Source organism: Maledivibacter halophilus, assembly GCF_900167445.1.
Taxonomy (GTDB): Bacteria; Bacillota; Clostridia; order Peptostreptococcales; family Caminicellaceae; genus Maledivibacter; species Maledivibacter halophilus.
This window is the reverse complement of sequence record NZ_FUZT01000005.1, coordinates 309,499-325,626: the sequence shown is the minus strand read 5'-3', so window position 1 is coordinate 325,626 and position 16,128 is coordinate 309,499. Positions and strand designations below refer to the sequence as shown.

At 30.4% G+C, this 16,128-nt stretch carries 12 protein-coding genes; 7 read left to right on the top strand and 5 right to left on the bottom strand.

Going from position 1 to position 16,128, the window contains the following annotated elements:
- The first annotated feature begins 253 nt into the window (after positions 1 to 253).
- Together nadE and B5X81_RS11785 are read left to right on the top strand one after the other, a co-directional pair.
- On the top strand, positions 254 to 1,006 hold the full coding sequence (gene nadE, locus B5X81_RS11790) for an NAD(+) synthase (protein WP_079491960.1): 753 nt from the start codon (positions 254 to 256) through the stop codon (positions 1,004 to 1,006).
- Between the two features lie 55 nt (positions 1,007 to 1,061).
- Positions 1,062 to 1,787: a YebC/PmpR family DNA-binding transcriptional regulator gene (locus B5X81_RS11785; protein WP_079491959.1), complete on the top strand. Its 726-nt coding sequence runs from the start codon at positions 1,062 to 1,064 to the stop codon at positions 1,785 to 1,787.
- 278 nt (positions 1,788 to 2,065) lie between these two features.
- On the opposite strand, the gene gltS is transcribed toward B5X81_RS11785, so the two are convergent.
- The 4 genes from gltS to B5X81_RS11765 form a co-directional block, all read right to left on the bottom strand.
- A complete protein-coding gene (gltS, locus tag B5X81_RS11780) occupies positions 2,066 to 3,274 on the bottom strand; it encodes a sodium/glutamate symporter (RefSeq protein WP_079491957.1) in 1,209 nt (402 codons plus the stop codon).
- A gap of 311 nt (positions 3,275 to 3,585) precedes the next feature.
- Positions 3,586 to 4,764, bottom strand: a complete 1,179-nt coding sequence (locus B5X81_RS11775; RefSeq protein ID WP_079491956.1) for an electron transfer flavoprotein subunit alpha — start codon at positions 4,762 to 4,764, stop codon at positions 3,586 to 3,588.
- A gap of 1 nt (position 4,765) precedes the next feature.
- Positions 4,766 to 5,545 carry an electron transfer flavoprotein subunit beta/FixA family protein gene (locus tag B5X81_RS11770; RefSeq protein WP_079491954.1) on the bottom strand — a complete coding sequence of 260 codons (780 nt, stop codon included), beginning with the start codon at positions 5,543 to 5,545 and terminating at the stop codon, positions 4,766 to 4,768.
- Positions 5,536 to 7,131: an FAD-binding oxidoreductase gene (locus B5X81_RS11765; protein WP_079491953.1), complete on the bottom strand. Its 1,596-nt coding sequence runs from the start codon at positions 7,129 to 7,131 to the stop codon at positions 5,536 to 5,538. Before B5X81_RS11765 ends, B5X81_RS11770 begins: the two co-directional genes overlap by 10 nt.
- A 337-nt stretch (positions 7,132 to 7,468) precedes the next feature.
- Here B5X81_RS11765 and B5X81_RS11760 point away from each other — a divergent pair, with 337 nt between their 5' ends.
- The gene (locus tag B5X81_RS11760) at positions 7,469 to 8,281 is read left to right on the top strand and encodes an AraC family transcriptional regulator (protein WP_079491951.1); all 813 of its coding nucleotides are present in this window, start codon (positions 7,469 to 7,471) and stop codon (positions 8,279 to 8,281) included.
- A gap of 279 nt (positions 8,282 to 8,560) precedes the next feature.
- On the opposite strand, the gene B5X81_RS11755 is transcribed toward B5X81_RS11760, so the two are convergent.
- Complete coding sequence (locus B5X81_RS11755) at positions 8,561 to 10,060, bottom strand: hypothetical protein (RefSeq protein ID WP_079491950.1); 1,500 nt, start codon at positions 10,058 to 10,060, stop codon at positions 8,561 to 8,563.
- Between the two features lie 474 nt (positions 10,061 to 10,534).
- On the opposite strand from B5X81_RS11755, the gene B5X81_RS11750 reads away from it, so the two are divergent.
- The 4 genes from B5X81_RS11750 (at position 10,535) to B5X81_RS11735 (ending at position 15,945) form a co-directional block, all read left to right on the top strand.
- The gene (locus tag B5X81_RS11750; protein ID WP_079491948.1) at positions 10,535 to 10,813 is read left to right on the top strand and encodes a hypothetical protein; all 279 of its coding nucleotides are present in this window, start codon (positions 10,535 to 10,537) and stop codon (positions 10,811 to 10,813) included.
- Positions 10,814 to 10,973: 160 nt separating this feature from the next.
- The gene (locus B5X81_RS11745) at positions 10,974 to 13,643 is read left to right on the top strand and encodes a leucine-rich repeat domain-containing protein (protein WP_079491947.1); all 2,670 of its coding nucleotides are present in this window, start codon (positions 10,974 to 10,976) and stop codon (positions 13,641 to 13,643) included.
- Between the two features lie 131 nt (positions 13,644 to 13,774).
- Complete coding sequence (locus B5X81_RS11740) at positions 13,775 to 14,482, top strand: M48 family metallopeptidase (protein WP_244282072.1); 708 nt, start codon at positions 13,775 to 13,777, stop codon at positions 14,480 to 14,482.
- Between the two features lie 86 nt (positions 14,483 to 14,568).
- Positions 14,569 to 15,945: a hypothetical protein gene (locus B5X81_RS11735; protein WP_079491944.1), complete on the top strand. Its 1,377-nt coding sequence runs from the start codon at positions 14,569 to 14,571 to the stop codon at positions 15,943 to 15,945.
- Positions 15,946 to 16,128 lie beyond the last annotated feature (183 nt).

The following is a 16,128-nucleotide window of genomic DNA, read 5'->3' as shown; positions in this document are numbered from 1 at the left end:
AGGGTAATATAAGCTCTGCCATATGGCAGAGCTTATATTATGGAAATTGTAGGAATATGATTTGGCAAATAACAAAATCAAATTTGATAATAATATGATATAAAGAGAGATTTATACTTTTTTATGGAATAGTTTATGAATTATGTTATAATAATTTATTATAGACATCCAATTTAAATAGAAACTTTACTCCATGGATACTTTGGGTTTTACTAAAAATTGTATAATATTTTTAAAAATATGAGGTGGTAAAATGGGTAGGACAAAAGATGAAAAAATCAATTATGTGATTAATTGGTTAAGAAAAAAAGTTGAGGAGTCTGGAACAAATGGATTGGTCGTAGGACTTTCTGGAGGGATTGATTCATCAGTTGTTGGTTTTCTTATTAAAAAAGCATTTCCTGAAAATTCTATGGGGGTTATAATGCCTTGTAAAAGTAATGAAAATGATAAGAAGGATGCTGTTGAAGTTGCTAAAGCTGCTGGATTAAAACATATTGTTATAGATTTGTCAGATGAGCAAGATAATTTACTAAACAAGGTATCTAATGAACTTATAAAATATAAATATAATAATAAAAACAAAAAATTAGCCGATGCAAATTTAAGAGCAAGAATTAGAATGAGTACATTATATACTGTGGCAAATTCATTGAATTATTTAGTTGTAGGAACAGATAATGCTGCGGAGCTTTACACTGGATATTTTACTAAATATGGAGATGGTGGAGTAGATATTATTCCAATAGCAAATTTATCTAAAAGAGAAGTCTATGAGTGGGCAAGACATCTTGGTGTACCTCAAGCAGTATTAGATAGACCACCTTCAGCTGGACTTTGGGAAGGTCAAACCGATGAAAATGAAATGGGAACTACCTATAATATGATTGATGATTTACTGGAAGGTAAGGAAATACCACAGGAGCATAGAAAAATAATTGAGAGACTTCATAAAAACACACAACATAAAAGGGAGATGCCCCCATCGCCACCTAAATATGATTAGTTTTATTACTGTATATACTATAAAAACTCAAGTAAATTTAATATAGGAGGTAAATATGGGTAGAATAGGTACTATAGTAAATAGGAAAAACAAACAGGATGCCAAGAAGGCAAAAATATTCACAAAGCTTGGAAGATATATAATGGTTGCTGCAAGGGAAGGTGGATCCGATCCAGAATATAATGCATCACTTCAGACAGCCATAGAAAAGGCAAAGGCTGAAAATATGCCAAATGATAATATTGATAGAGCAATAAAAAAAGGTGCAGGAGAGCTTGAAGGTGTTATCTTTGAAGAGTTCACCTACGAAGGCTATGGTCCAGGTGGAATTGCAGTATTAGTTGAAATACTAACTGATAATAAAAATAGAGCAGCAGCCGATGTTAGAAGTTATTTTTCAAAATGTGATGGAAATCTTGGAGCCAACGGATGTGTATCCTTTATGTTTGATCGTAAAGGCGTTCTTGTAATAGATAGAACCGATGAAATGGACGAAGAAGAAATGATGATGGAGGCCCTTGAAGCAGGGGCAGAGGATTTTACTGCTGAGGAAACACATTTTGAGATTTATACTGAAGTAGCTGACTTTGCAGCTGTAAGAAATGAACTTAGTAAGGCCGGCTATGAGTTTTCAATGGCAGAGCTTAGATATCTACCACAAACTATGACCAGTCTTACTGATGAAGATCAAATCAAGAAAATGAGAAGACTTATAGACCTTCTTGAGGACTGTGATGATGTTCAAAACGTGTATCACAATTGGGATGAGCCTGAGGAATAGTGCATGTTCAATTATTAAAGTCCTAAAATATGATGAACATCTATTTATAACTTATACAACATACACACTTTTATGTGTATTATTGAAATGTAAAATTTATGTATTATTTAAAAAACTACTGAGTACTCAGTAGTTTTTAAATATGTATGATTCTTTTCAGTTCTTAAATTCTTAAGTTTTTCTTCAATTATTTCTCTTCAATTACATATAACCTTCTCATATATATATCAAATCCTATGATACATTAAAAATTATAAATTGAAAAATTTTTGATAACGTTATCCTGCTAAATTCATAAAGAATGTAATAATAGCAGCATTGGTGAAGTTACTAAATAGTCCACCAATAATTGGTACTACAAAAAATGCAATTTTTGAATATGCATATTTTTCACTTAATGTTGTCATATTTGCCATAGACACAGGTACTGCTCCTAAGCCAAAGCCAACGTGGCCAGCTGTAATTACTGCAGCATTATAGTCCCTACCCATAACGTTAAAAGTAATAAAACGTACAAATAAGAAGATTAAAATTAATTGGGTAAATAGAAGTATAATTAGGGGTAATGCCAATTCCGCAAGCTCCCATAATCTCATTGTATATACTGCCATTGAAACAAAAACTCCTAAGCTTACACCTCCAATTGTATCTATTTCTTTATCAGGAACCTCAATTTTCTTTATATCCATTACAATCCTCATTATGACACCGCCTAGCATTCCCATTACATGGATAGGCAGCGTAACACTTGGTAACAGAATTTTAAATATAATATGAAAAATAGAACCTATACCTAAACCAATAAAAATTAAATAGAACCCTTTGGATAATTTTTTGGAATCAAAACCATACCCTTGAAGCTTTCCTTGGTCACTAGATTCTTTTTCTTGATAGCTCTCTTGTAATTTGATATTAAAAAGTCCTTTTTTTTGTATTAGATTGTTTGCAATAGGGCCACCCATAATTGAACCAGCCACCAATCCAAATGTTGCCGCAGCAACAGCAACAGTAACAGCACCTTGATAACCCATTTCTTCTGCTATTGGTGCAAAGGCAGCTGCATTACCATGTCCCCCTGTCAAAGGAATAGAACCTGTCATCAAAGCTATCATTGGGTTTACATGTAAAATTCCCGCTAATAATACTGCAACGGTATTTTGTAAAAATGCTAAAGCTGCAGCTAAAATCAAGAAAATCACAACCATTTTTCCACCTTTTTTTAAAAGAGCCATACTTGCCCCAAATCCAGTGGCTGTAAAAAATAAATTCATAAAGAATTTTTGCAAGGTAGTATCAAAACTAAATGTAATAATTCCAGTTTGCTTTAATATAAGTGCCAATACTGCAAATATTAATCCTCCAACTACAGGACCAGGAATACAGTATTTTATTAAAAAAGGAACTTTACTCCTTATGTAATTACCAAAAATCAACAATAGCACTGCAATAAAAAGTGTTTGAGTCATATCAAACTTTATAGCTTCCATTTAAACACCCTCTTAATAAGATTTTTAATTCAGTTATAGATATATAACGCTAAAATTTATTAAACCTAAAATTGTTAATCTTTATAAATATTCAGAAATTTAGAAAGCTAAATAGTAATTGATTTTAATACCAATAATGGAATGTAATATAAGGAAATTACATATTTTATATTGTAATAATGTGATTCTCTAAATCAAAACTTAGGGACATCAAGTCCCTAAGTTTTGGTCAGATTTTTCTTGGGGAAATGACCTACAATAAAATAACTTAAGAAAAGAACTGATTTATATAGATAAACAGCACTATAATCTTATTTTTCTAGAATAGTAATTAATTTCTTAATAATTTCTACACAATCACCAACTATTTTGTAATGAGCTATTGAAAATATTGGTGCATCTGGGTCAGAGTTGACTGCTATGATTTTTTTTGCACCGCTAATACCTGCAAGATGCTGAATAGCACCGGATATGCCAAAAGTAATAAGCAAATCGGGGGCTACTGTAAAGCCGGTCTGTCCTATTTGGTGTTTATACTCGCTCCATCCCATATCTACTAATGGACGACTAACACCTACATTCCCACCAATTGATTCTGCTAATCTATTAACTAGAGCTAAATTCTTCTGTGAACCAATTCCACGTCCTGCAGATACAATTATTTTTGCATCTGCAATTGTTTCTGCTTTTTCAGCTAAAATTTCTTCAACTATATCTATATTAGAATTTTTGTTCTCATTTAAAGAAACATTAATAATTTCACCACTTCGTGAAGGGTCAGGCTCTTGAATAGGCATTATACCTGGACGAACTGTAGCCATCTGTGGTCTATGATTTGGACAAATAATTGTGGCCATCAGATTTCCTCCAAATGCTGGTCTAGTTTGCTTTAACAAGCCTGTGTCCTTGTCAATCTCTAAAACTGTACAATCTGCTGTTAATCCTGTTCGTATTCTAGCTGCAATTCTTGGTGCAACAGAACGTCCAAAGCCTGTTGCTCCAAATAGAAAAATTTCTGGTTTATGCTTTTTAATAAGCATATCAAACAGCTCTACATAAATTTCATCAAGATTGTGCTTTAGACGGCCATCTTCACAAAGAAAAACCTTATCTGCCCCCTGAGCTATTAGTTTCTCAGCCTCTGATTTCATATCTTTTCCAAATAATATTGCTGCAAGCTTACAGTCTTTTTTCCTAGAAAGCTCCTTTCCTTTGCTTAATAATTCATATGCAACTGGTAAAACCTTACCCATATGTTGCTCAGCGAATACCCATATATTACTATACTCAGATAGGTCATTATCTATGGCTTGCTCCTTTTCAATAGAAATAGCATTAAAAGGACAAGTATCAACACAAATTCCGCAGAGTACACACTTTTCATTAACTAAAGCTTTTTTATCTTTGATTTCTAATGCATTTGATGTACAGCTTTTAACACAAAGTCCACAACCAACACATTTTTCATAGTCTATTTTTAATCCTGACATGTTATAACACCTCTTTTAGTAAATCTTTAATTAATTCTGCCTGAGTTTCAGCATCACCCTTAAGTTCAATTGCTTCATTTTGTCTTTTGGGTATATATGTTTTAACTACTTGTGTTGGCGAACCTTTAAGTCCGATGCGATTTTCGTCTGCGTTTAATGCTGCTGCATCCTTTATTTCAAAGGGAGCTGTTAATCCGAAAATTACACCTTGTATAGATGGAAGACGAGGCATATTGATATCTTTTACAACTGTAATAAGAGCAGGCAGCTTTACTTTAAGTATTTGATGTCCGTAGTCTGTGATTTTTTTACAAACAATTTGGGATTTAGAAACCTTTATAAGCTCACAAACATCAGTAACGTGGGGAATCCCCAAATTTTCAGCTAACTCAGGTCCAATCTGAGCGGTATCACCATCCACTGCCATCTTTCCACATAAAATTAAATCAAAGTTATCTATTTCCTTAATTCCAAGGGATAAAGTGTATGCTGTTGCTAATGTATCGGCACCTGCAAAGCTTCGATCTGATAAAAGGACTGCACGATCAACTCCTCGGCTCTCTGCATCCCTTAATAATCTTTCAGTAGCTGGAATACCCATACTTACTGCAATTACTTCTCCTTCATGCTGTTCCTTAATCTGCAGCGCTTCTTCTATTGCATAGGTATCAAATGGATTAATTACTGACTGTCGGCCATCCCTCATTATTGTGTTGTGAACTGGATGAAGACGTACCTCATTAGTTGATGGAACTTGTTTTATACAAACAATTATGCGCATGTAAGCTCATCTCCCTTCTTTGGAACAAACATATTACCTGCACCTAATAATGCCTTTGGATCAAATATTGATTTTAATTTAGCCATTTCATCAATATGTTCTTGTCCATACATAACTGTTAAAAAGCTTGCTTTGAGCTTACCAACGCCATGCTCAGCTGAAACAGCTCCTCCTAATTTTGTTACTTCATTAGCCCACTTAGCATAGAGCTCCTTACCCTTCTTAAAATCTTCCTCATTTCTTGGGAGAATATTTACATGTAAATGGTTATCTCCAATATGCCCCCAAATTGCTGATTGTAATTCATATTCATCAAGGGAGTGGCGATAAACTTGCATAATATGCTTTAGGCTCTTATCGGGGACAGACATATCTGTACCAAGCTTTGTAATAATTGGCTCTGTTTTTTTTCGTTCATCAATTAGCATGTTAACACTCTCAGGAACTGCATGTCTAAAGAAAAGTAATAAACTGCGGTCTGCATCATTACGAGCAACCCAAGTGTCTGTTTCATCTCCACCTATTTCCTTCATTAAACCACCAATACTAATTAACTCCTGAATTACTTTTTCTTCATTTTCACAATGTATCTCAACGTATATTGCTGTATTCATTTTTTCATCTACTACAGGCAACCGGGAAAATGCTGGATTTTGTTCCTTTTGATTTCGTAATATGGTCAAGGCATCTCCATCAAAGAATTCAATTGACGCTACATTTTTAAGCTGCTCTCGTATTGCCATTACAAACTCAATAGCATTGTTTTCATTAGTAAAGAAGCAGCTTACACCCCAAATTGCTTCTGGCAGAGGTAATAGCTTAACTTCAATTTCTGTCACAACTCCAAGAGTACCATCTGAACCAATAAATAAATCTATTGCATCCATATTATCTTTGATGTAATATCCAGATGCATTTTTGGTTTTTGGCATGTTAAAAGAAGGTAAGTTTATACTAAGATCATCTCCTTGATCTGTTGTAAGTTTTAACAAGCGTCTATTTGCAAAGGTCTCCCCCCTACGAACAGACAATGTTTGTCCATTACATAAGACAACCTTTAATGCCGTAATATGTTTCCTTGTAGGGCCATATAAATAGCTTCGTGCTCCTGATGCATTACAAGCAACCATACCTCCAATAGTAGCTGAAGCTTCGGTAGGGTCTGGAGTAAAAAATTGTTCGGGAGCTTCACAAAATCTTGTAAAGGTTTTCATTGATTCATCATTCCAATTAGCCCTATCAAACTTTTTACTTTCTATCTGTTTTCTCAGCTTAGAAAGAATAGTTCCTGGCTGTAATGTTAAATAAAAATATCCATCTTTATCAATATCCATACCCAAGACCTTATTCATTTTAGATAGATTCATTATATGACCACCGTCTGGAACAGCTCCAGCAGCTAAACCTGTTCTTCCACCTTGTATAGTAATTTGAATTCCCTTTGAATATAAATCTGTTAAAATCTCAATTACTTCCTCCTCATTTTTCGGAAAAGAAATACTTTGAGCATTTCCTATGGTTCGAGACTCATCCCGTAAATACTCATTGAACTCTTCATTCATAGGTTTTATAATATTCTTTTTCATTTATTAACATTCCTTTCATATTATATAAATTCATTTAGCTTAAGAATTTACACAATATATATTATTTATATTCAATAAATAGATTTTTCAAAGCTTTAAAATTTCATATATTGCTTTAAAGAATTAACCAAATGAATTTTGTGGATTTCTTGAGTTGTTATTTTAGAAATATCTTTAAAATGTTAATTTAAACTGATTTACAATTTAAAGCATTGACCTTTCTTATTAAAAAGTATATATTAATTTATAAGCAATATCTATCGGTAATTTGAGATTTTTATTGCATATCTTGCTATTATCTAATAATTATGATAATTTCCGACAGAAGGGTGATTTGATGAATTTTCAATATGAAATAAACTTTAATCGTGATAGTAAGTGGCATATGCATAGTGATCATTTCCACGAAGGCTATGAAGTTCTTCTTTCTTTATCTAATGCAGGAAGTTTCTTTGTAGAAAATAATCTTTATCCTTTAAGACGAGGAACATTATTAGTGATTAAAAATACAGCTCTTCATCACAGTATTGCAGACCCCCAAGTTGTTTATGAACGCTATGTATTACACTTTACTGAAGAAACACTTTCAGCCATATCTACAGCTCAAACTAACCTTTTATTAAGATTCAATAAAGCAAATCATTGTATTCAGTTAGACGAGAATGAACTGTTATTATTAACTTCTTTATTTGAAAAATGTTATAAACCTCAATCTTCCAATTTTGGAGATGACCTAAAAAGAGATATACTATTTATTGAACTTCTATTGAAAATTTGCACTTTTCTTGAGGATAAGGATTACATTAATACCTTCACTACAAATAATTTTATTCGTATAATTCCTATACTAGATTATATAAAATGCAATATTGATAAAAATCTAAGCCTAGATATCATAGCTAATCATTTTTTCATGAGTAAATATCATCTTTGTCATATCTTTAAGGAAGCTACTGGCTTTACAGTAGTTGATTATATAATCAAATATCGTATTTTTAAGGCTAGAGAGCTGCTCAGAAAAGGCTATAGTGTACAAGCAGCAGGTGAAATGGCTGGCTTTCGTAATTATGCACATTTCATACGTACCTTTGGAAATGTATCTGGTATTTCTCCTGGACGCTATAAGAAAAAATATGAGAGGAAAAATTAAAAAACAACAAAAAAGACACATTTCTATTTCTTTTTTAAAATGTGGGGGGATTGACACTTATATATAATGTTAACTTTCCCTTTTTCATGATACAAATTGTATAACTTAACTGGTCAACTTCCTCAGAATAATGGGTTGTAAGGAAAATAGTTATTTTATATTCATCCCGTATCTTCAGAAGCATTTTCCACATAATTTTTCGGGACATAAATCTATTACTTTAAACAATTGGTAGAATAAATTCCCTCGTTTGTGTTCGAGGGAATTTTAAACTCATTATTATTTAAATGAATTTTGCACTTCATAAAGCAATACTATAGTCATAAAATCATTGGGATATTCGTCATATAGCTCCTGTAATAATTGTAAATTAGCCTTTGGTTTATTGGCTATTTTCCACATTTCATCATATGCTTCAGATTGATATTTATATATAAGTGATGCAGTGTAATCGTCAACTTCATAAGTGCTTGACAAATCTTCTTTAGCTTTTTCCATGTAGAAATTTTTATCATGATTTTGGTTATATTGTCCTTTGCTGAAATCAATCCTTTCCTCAAGCCATTGTTCATGAATAGCTTTTAGCATTTCTTGGTATTCTCTTTGTACTCGTTCTTTTTCCTCACATAATCTTTCGTATTCTTTTAGAATCTTATCTAAACGCTCAAGTTCTTTTTGTTTTTTAAATGCAGATTTATATTCTTCAACTGAAGAATAGCCGTTTTCACGAGCTCTTTTTAATTCTTCACTTTCTATTTCTGCTACTTTTTCTGATACATTACCTGCTATAGTATTTACCTTAGATCCAATAGTTTCAAGATCTTTATTAATATCAGATATTTGAGTTTTTATTTTTTTTGAAATGGAAGTATATTTGCTATCATTTCCTTTTCCTTCAGTCATAACATCAAAGGAGTAATTTTCTAATTCTTCTGTTGCTTTTTTTAACAGTTCAACGACATTGTTGATTTTTACTATTGTTTGCCTATTTTCTAAGGTTTTAACATTCAAAAAGCTTACACTAGTATTATTTTCTTTAACTTTTTTAATTAGATCAGATCCATTTTTCTTTTCCTTTATAAGTCCATGGGATTTTTCAAGCATATCATAGGAATTTTTAATAAGATTATAATTTGTACTTAATTCCTTATAAAATATATCTTCCGTTTGATTAAGGGAATTGGAAATAACTTCTCCAGTTTTAGTTATTACATAATAATTATATGCCTTGGTAAAGTTTTCAATAAATACTTTTAAATCTTTATCAATATTTGAAGCTGCTTTATTTGCAGATTCGATATCATTAGTAACAATATACAAGTCATACATATCAAGATGATGCACTACTTTTTCTAGGCCACTAAAGCTATTTACTAAGTACTCTTTGCTATATGCATATTTGCTTTCAGTAGTAAGGCTAGATACCTTAATTGACATTGAATTAATTTTACTCATAAGACTACCAGATTTACTTGAAATGCTTTCTCCTAAGGAATCAGAAAGACTTTTCTTTAACATTATGGTTTCATTATAATAAGTCATTAATAATTCAATATAATCTTTATATAATTTATTATATTTTTCTTCTTGAGATAAAAGATCCCATTTTGCAAGTTCTTCTTCTCTTTCAGCTGTTTCAACATTCATAACTGCTTGATTCCATAATGCTTTATTAATTTGTGCTTTATCTTCACCTTCTTCTGCATATGAAATGGAGAACGTCATGCTTATACATACAATTACAATAAAAGCTGTTAATTTTTTTGACTTAGATTCCATATTTTATCACCTCAAAATTTATTATATAATATTTCTATAGATTTAAATGTTGATTTTTAAAATGATAAACTCATTAAAAGTATTTTAAAATTCAACAAATAAGATATATATAATATTATTCAACTATAATAATACTATTAGACAATTTTATTAAAAATCCTTTATCATATTTTGTTAAAAATTCACATAATATGGAGTGCAGATTTAAATTAAGGAGATATTTAAGAAAATACATAACAGATTTTCGACTTATTATAACAAAATTTTTATCACAAATGTTTTATTATGGAGATATATGTACTATAAGTAAGAAGTTTTTTCCATGTAAAAAGACTAAAAAACGCTTGAACAAGATATTTATAAGCAAATTCTAGAAGCCTAAGGGAAAATTATGCTAAGTTAGAATTATGCAATTTCCTTAATTATATGAAGCTAGTATTTATACAGAAAAAATAAAAGAAGGAGAAGTTTATTATGGGGATATTGTGGTTAGTAGTTATTGCATTAGGATTAATTTATATCTATAACAGTTATAAAACAGATGAAGAAGATATGTTAGGACTTAAACTTGTTGGGTATTATTTACTTGGAGGGTTCCATTTGAACTTAGGAGCACTGCCGATACCATTGGGTATTATAATATATTTATTTGCTTTTAAACCGACATTAAATATAGATGCAAAAAAGTATGCAGCATATTTAGGACTTGCTGGATTTATTATTGGAGTAATATCTCGATTTATATTCATGTAAATCTGTTACAAGCCATATAGAATCATGGGGACAGGTGAATTGATTACATCGTATACATAAATCAATGTGCTTGTCTCTATGATTTTCTCTAATTATTCACAATAATTAACAAATATATTATAATGTGTAGTATAGATTTGGAATTAAGAGGGGGATATTTATGAAAGCATTAAAAATTATTTTACTTACCTTAGTTATTTTTATATTCACATATACAGGTGCTATGGCGGATGAAGTGCCATTAGGAACTGAAATTGGTATATTTAAGATAACCGATGAACCCATATATATTAATGGACAGAGGGTACAAGGATATACTGTAGAAAATGAAGTGGCTATTTGTATTGAAGACTTAAAATATTGTGGTTTTAATAGCAACTGGGATTCGGTACATAGGGAAAGCACCTTTGAATATACAGAAATTAAAAAAAGCAATGATTCAAATAAAATAATCAAGCCAAAAATAAATGGAAATAGTATAGTGTCAACAGATGTGAAGATTTATTTAGATGGGGATAGAATAAAAGGATATTCGACTGGTGAGTATTCTTTAGTAAAAATTAAGGATTTAACTGATTTTGGCAAAATTGAAAAGGGAGAGGCTATTAATATAACAATAAATAATGAAACACTTAATAATCCGAAGATAGTGAAATTTAAGGATAAACAATTACAGCAAATAATAAGGCGAAAATTAAATCAGCCTTATGGAAGACTATTCAAAAGATCTTTAATGGGAATAGAAAGTATATCAGAAGAAGAAATAGGACAAATAGAAAGTTTAAAAGGAATTGAACATCTAACGAATCTTAAGGAGTTAGAACTAAAATCAGGTATTGACTCAGAAGATAGAGAAATATTAGAAAAGTTGTCAAATCTGAAAAAACTTAAATTAGGGAGCGAATCGGGATATGGTCTTGAGTTTTTAAAAGAATTAAAATTCCTTGAAGATTTAGATGTTGAGATTTCATTTACAGTAAGAACAATAGGAGAACTAACGAATCTTAGAAAACTATCACTTAGAACGGAAGCTCATGATATTAGTCCATTATCAAAGTTAAAAAATCTAACGGAATTGACACTTGATTCATATAGTAGTGGAAGTCCAGAGCTAGGCAAAAAAAGACCAGATATAGGTAAGGTTCTATTGGAATTAGATAATCTGAAAAAACTAAGGTTGTATGTCACACCTTTAGATTTAGTAAGTGATAAATATTTAGGAATTAAAGAAATAGATTTTTTAGATGATTTTGAACTGCTTTTAAATGTTAGAGATAATTATAGCTATAATTATAATGATCTAAATGAAGATGTTAGTAATCTAACTAATTTAAAGGAGTTTACTAATGTAACTAAATTAAGTATATATGAAAAAAAAGAAGGCGAAAATAGAATAGCAGTGAGAAGTATAAAGGGTGTAGGATATTTAAAGAATCTTAAAGAGTTAAAGATAGATTCAAGGAGTTTGTGGATTGGAGACAATGCTTCACCTTTAAAAGAATTAAGTCATTTAGAAAAACTTTATTTAAATAATCAGCCTATAGAAAAATTAGATTATTTTAAAGATATGTCTCAGTTAAGGGAGCTGTATATATTAAATAATAGAAAAGAGATAGATGATTTGAAAATTTTAGGAAGCTTTCAAAGTCTTAAAACATTAAAATTGTCTTTTGCTGAAGGTATAGATGCAAATAAACCCCTAAATATTTCTTCTTTAGCAAATCTACATGTGTTAGAAAATATTGAGCTTACAGGATGTAAAGTTGATGACATTTCGTGGATTGGGGAGTTAAAAAACTTAAAAACAATTAACTTAGCAAACAATAACATAACGGATATATCATCAATGACAAATTTAATTAATATTGAAGAAATCAATTTAGAATATAATCGGATAAGAGATATTTCCCCTATAATTAATAATAAAAAATTAAGAAGATTAAATGTATCTCATAATGATAGAGTAATAATTCCAACAGGTTTTTATCTACCTAATCTTGAGGTGTTGGAGTGGGAAGGAAATGATATAAACAATGTCGCTTTTAATGAAAAAATGCTTAAGCTGAAAAAATTGAATTTATCGCGTAATAGTTTAAAAACCATTAAGGGAATTGAAAATATATGGAATGTACAGGAATTAGATTTGGATGGAAATAATATATCAAATGTAGAGTTTCTATCAGGCATGGTTAATTTAAAGATTCTTTCTCTAAATCATAATAAAATTGAAGATGTTTATCCCTTAACGAACCTAACAAATTTAGAGTGTCTTAATATAGGAGAAAATGAAATAAATGATATAAATCCAATTTTTAGTCTTACTAATTTGAAAAGTTTAAACTTAAATGAAATAATGGTGAAAGACATTTTAGGAGAGATGAACAAATCAAGGAATTCTAGGCACTTTGAAGGGGTAAAAACAAGAATGAAAGATTTTAATACCCAGACAGATATTATTACAGTAGAATTAGAATTTAACAGCTTTTTATTAGATTATTGTGGTTTTGAATTGTTGGATGAAACGGGAGAGAATACAGCTTTACTAATTGCACCTGTTTTAGGTTTACCTAGTGGTAAGTGGAGAAGTGCTTTAGGCTATAAAACACCTGGAGATGATGGATTTGGTCTAAAATTATTTACTGAATACAGCACTGAAAAAATGCCTATTAAAGTTACAATTATAGCTGATATTGAAAATCAGCAAGCTGATATTTATGTAGATGGAGAGCTAAAGCTAGAAAAAATGGAATTTGATCAATCGGTTGAAAATATTGGTAGATGTACATTGTATGGGGATGTTAGATTAGAAAATATAAAGAAAGAGAAGTAGACCACGCTGCTATTGGATCTTTTGATATGCTAAAATAAATTAGAACTTACCCTCTGTAAAAGCAGAGGGTTATTTCCTCTTTTTATAGATTTTAGTATAATATAAATAGCATAATAAGGAGGTAAATATCTTTGAAATTTCAATACGGGACAAAAACAATAGAATTTGAAGTCGAATACAGGAAAAGGAAAACACTAGAAATACGAATAGAACCTCCTAATAATGTTAGGGTTAGAGCTCCCATAATTGCTAAAGAGGAGGATATATTAAGGGTTGTAAAGTCTAAAGGCAAATGGATAACTGAAAAACTCATTGAACTTAAAGACATGGAATATAGAAAAAGAAAAAAAGAATATGTAAATGGTGAATCCTTTATGTACTTAGGTAGGAACTATTCTTTAAATATTCTTATCAATCAAGAGGTCAAAAAACCTAAGCTTAAGCTTTATCAAGGAAAGTTTTGTATATATACTAATACAAAGGAAGAAGAGATACTTAAAAAGGCAGTGGAGAAGTGGTATAGAGAAAAAACCTTGGAAAAGGTTATAGAAAGGGTAAATTATTATCAGTTCTATTTTAATGTTCGGCCTAATTTAATTAAAGTTAAGGAACAAAAGAAAAGATGGGCAAGCTGTACATCTAATAGGGATTTATTATTTAACTGGCGTTGTGTAATGGCACCTGCCGGTGTATTAGATTATATTGTAGTACATGAAATGTGCCATATGATATATATGAATCACTCTAAGGATTTTTGGAGCTTAGTTGAAAAAATAATGCCCGAATATAGAGAAAAAAAACAGTGGCTTAGGAAATATGGAGTGAGGATGGATTTGTGAGAAAACTAAAATACGATAGATATTACAGTTACAGCAAAGGTTATAAATATATTTAAATAAAAGATATTTGACTGGAGGCTATCGGATTGAAACCTGAAAAAGTGGTTAAAAAAAGAGTGGCTTTAATATTACTAATTGGAATATTTTTGTTATTAGGAATATTTATGTATAATCAGTGGAAATTTTTACGAGATATGATTGAAGAAAAAAATGGTGATATGGCTAACCGTTACTGGCATCAGAATCAATGCTTAGAAACTATTGAAGAAATAGCTGCGGAAATTATTATAAGTAATAGAATTTCAAAAAAAACGTTAAATGATATAAAATATTTAAATAAAAGATATTTAGAACTTAAAATTCATAAGGAATACTATCAGCCTAAAAATTATTTATATGGAGACTTAAAGAATAAAATCAGTGACAATTTACTCAATCGATTTATCCATGAAACAAATGATTTTTTTGAAGAAATATATGACAATAATATAAAGCTTACAGACAAGAACCTACAATATATAAAAAATTTACATAGTAAGACTAAAGAATTAAATTCAATTGTTGATAAGTATGAATTTAGCATAAGACAAGAATATGAAAACTTATTTTATAGTGAGAATTTTGCTAATTCTATTAATGAGATGGATAGATGCATAGATATAAACTGGTTTAAGAAATTAGAGTATGAAAGGGAAGATAGGGAGGAAAAAAAGCTTAAAAACCTTAAACCCGAAGATATCTTTGGTGAGAAGGTTTTTTCAGAAAATGAAGCAAGAGAAGTAGCACAAGAGTTTCTTGGAGATTTTGATACAGTAAAAAGAAGAACTGGTAGTGGAGAAAGTCGTTATGATGATGATAAAATGTTTGAACATATAGATTTTGATACAATTAAAGAATATGAGGTTGAAATTAGTGTTTTAGGGGGAAAAATAAATAGAATTTTTGACAAAGAGTGGGATGATTTACTTGAGGAGCAAGGAAAAAGCTTTGATGAGTCTCAAATTAATATTTCAAAGGAAGAATCAATAAATAAATTAATTAAATTTCTTGATGAAAGAAATATTAAAGATTTAGAAGTAATTGAAGTAGATGAATATGGTCCAGAATTAAAGGTTAGATTTGTAAAAGATACTGGAAGATATCTTAATATGGCTGCAGAGATTGAGTGTATAGTAGATTTGACTAGGAAGGGAAGGTTGTTGGAGCTATCATTAGAAGATTATTGGCAAGGCTTGGCCTTTGATGATTCTAGATATGATCAGGCTCTAACGGGCTATGATAAAGCAAAAAAAGTATTAGGCTCTAAAATAACTGTTACCGAAGAAAACCTTGTAGGAGAAGGAACAAGAGAACAATCATTAGATTTTTATTGGAGATTTGCTACAAGGTATGATGGGGAAGAATATTATATTTATGTTAATGTCGAAACAGGAGAAGAAGATATAAAAAAGATAAATAAGTAAACCGTATAAGAATTTAGGTAAAATAGCATTTTAACATTTTGTTTACGTGCACGTGCTTCGCAGCTTCGAAAAAGTACATCTGTAATAATCATTAAATATAAATAATATGTATCAACATGTTGATATTCTTGAAGTGTATTAATTAATACACTTTCCCCAGCATCTAATAATTTTAATCAAAAT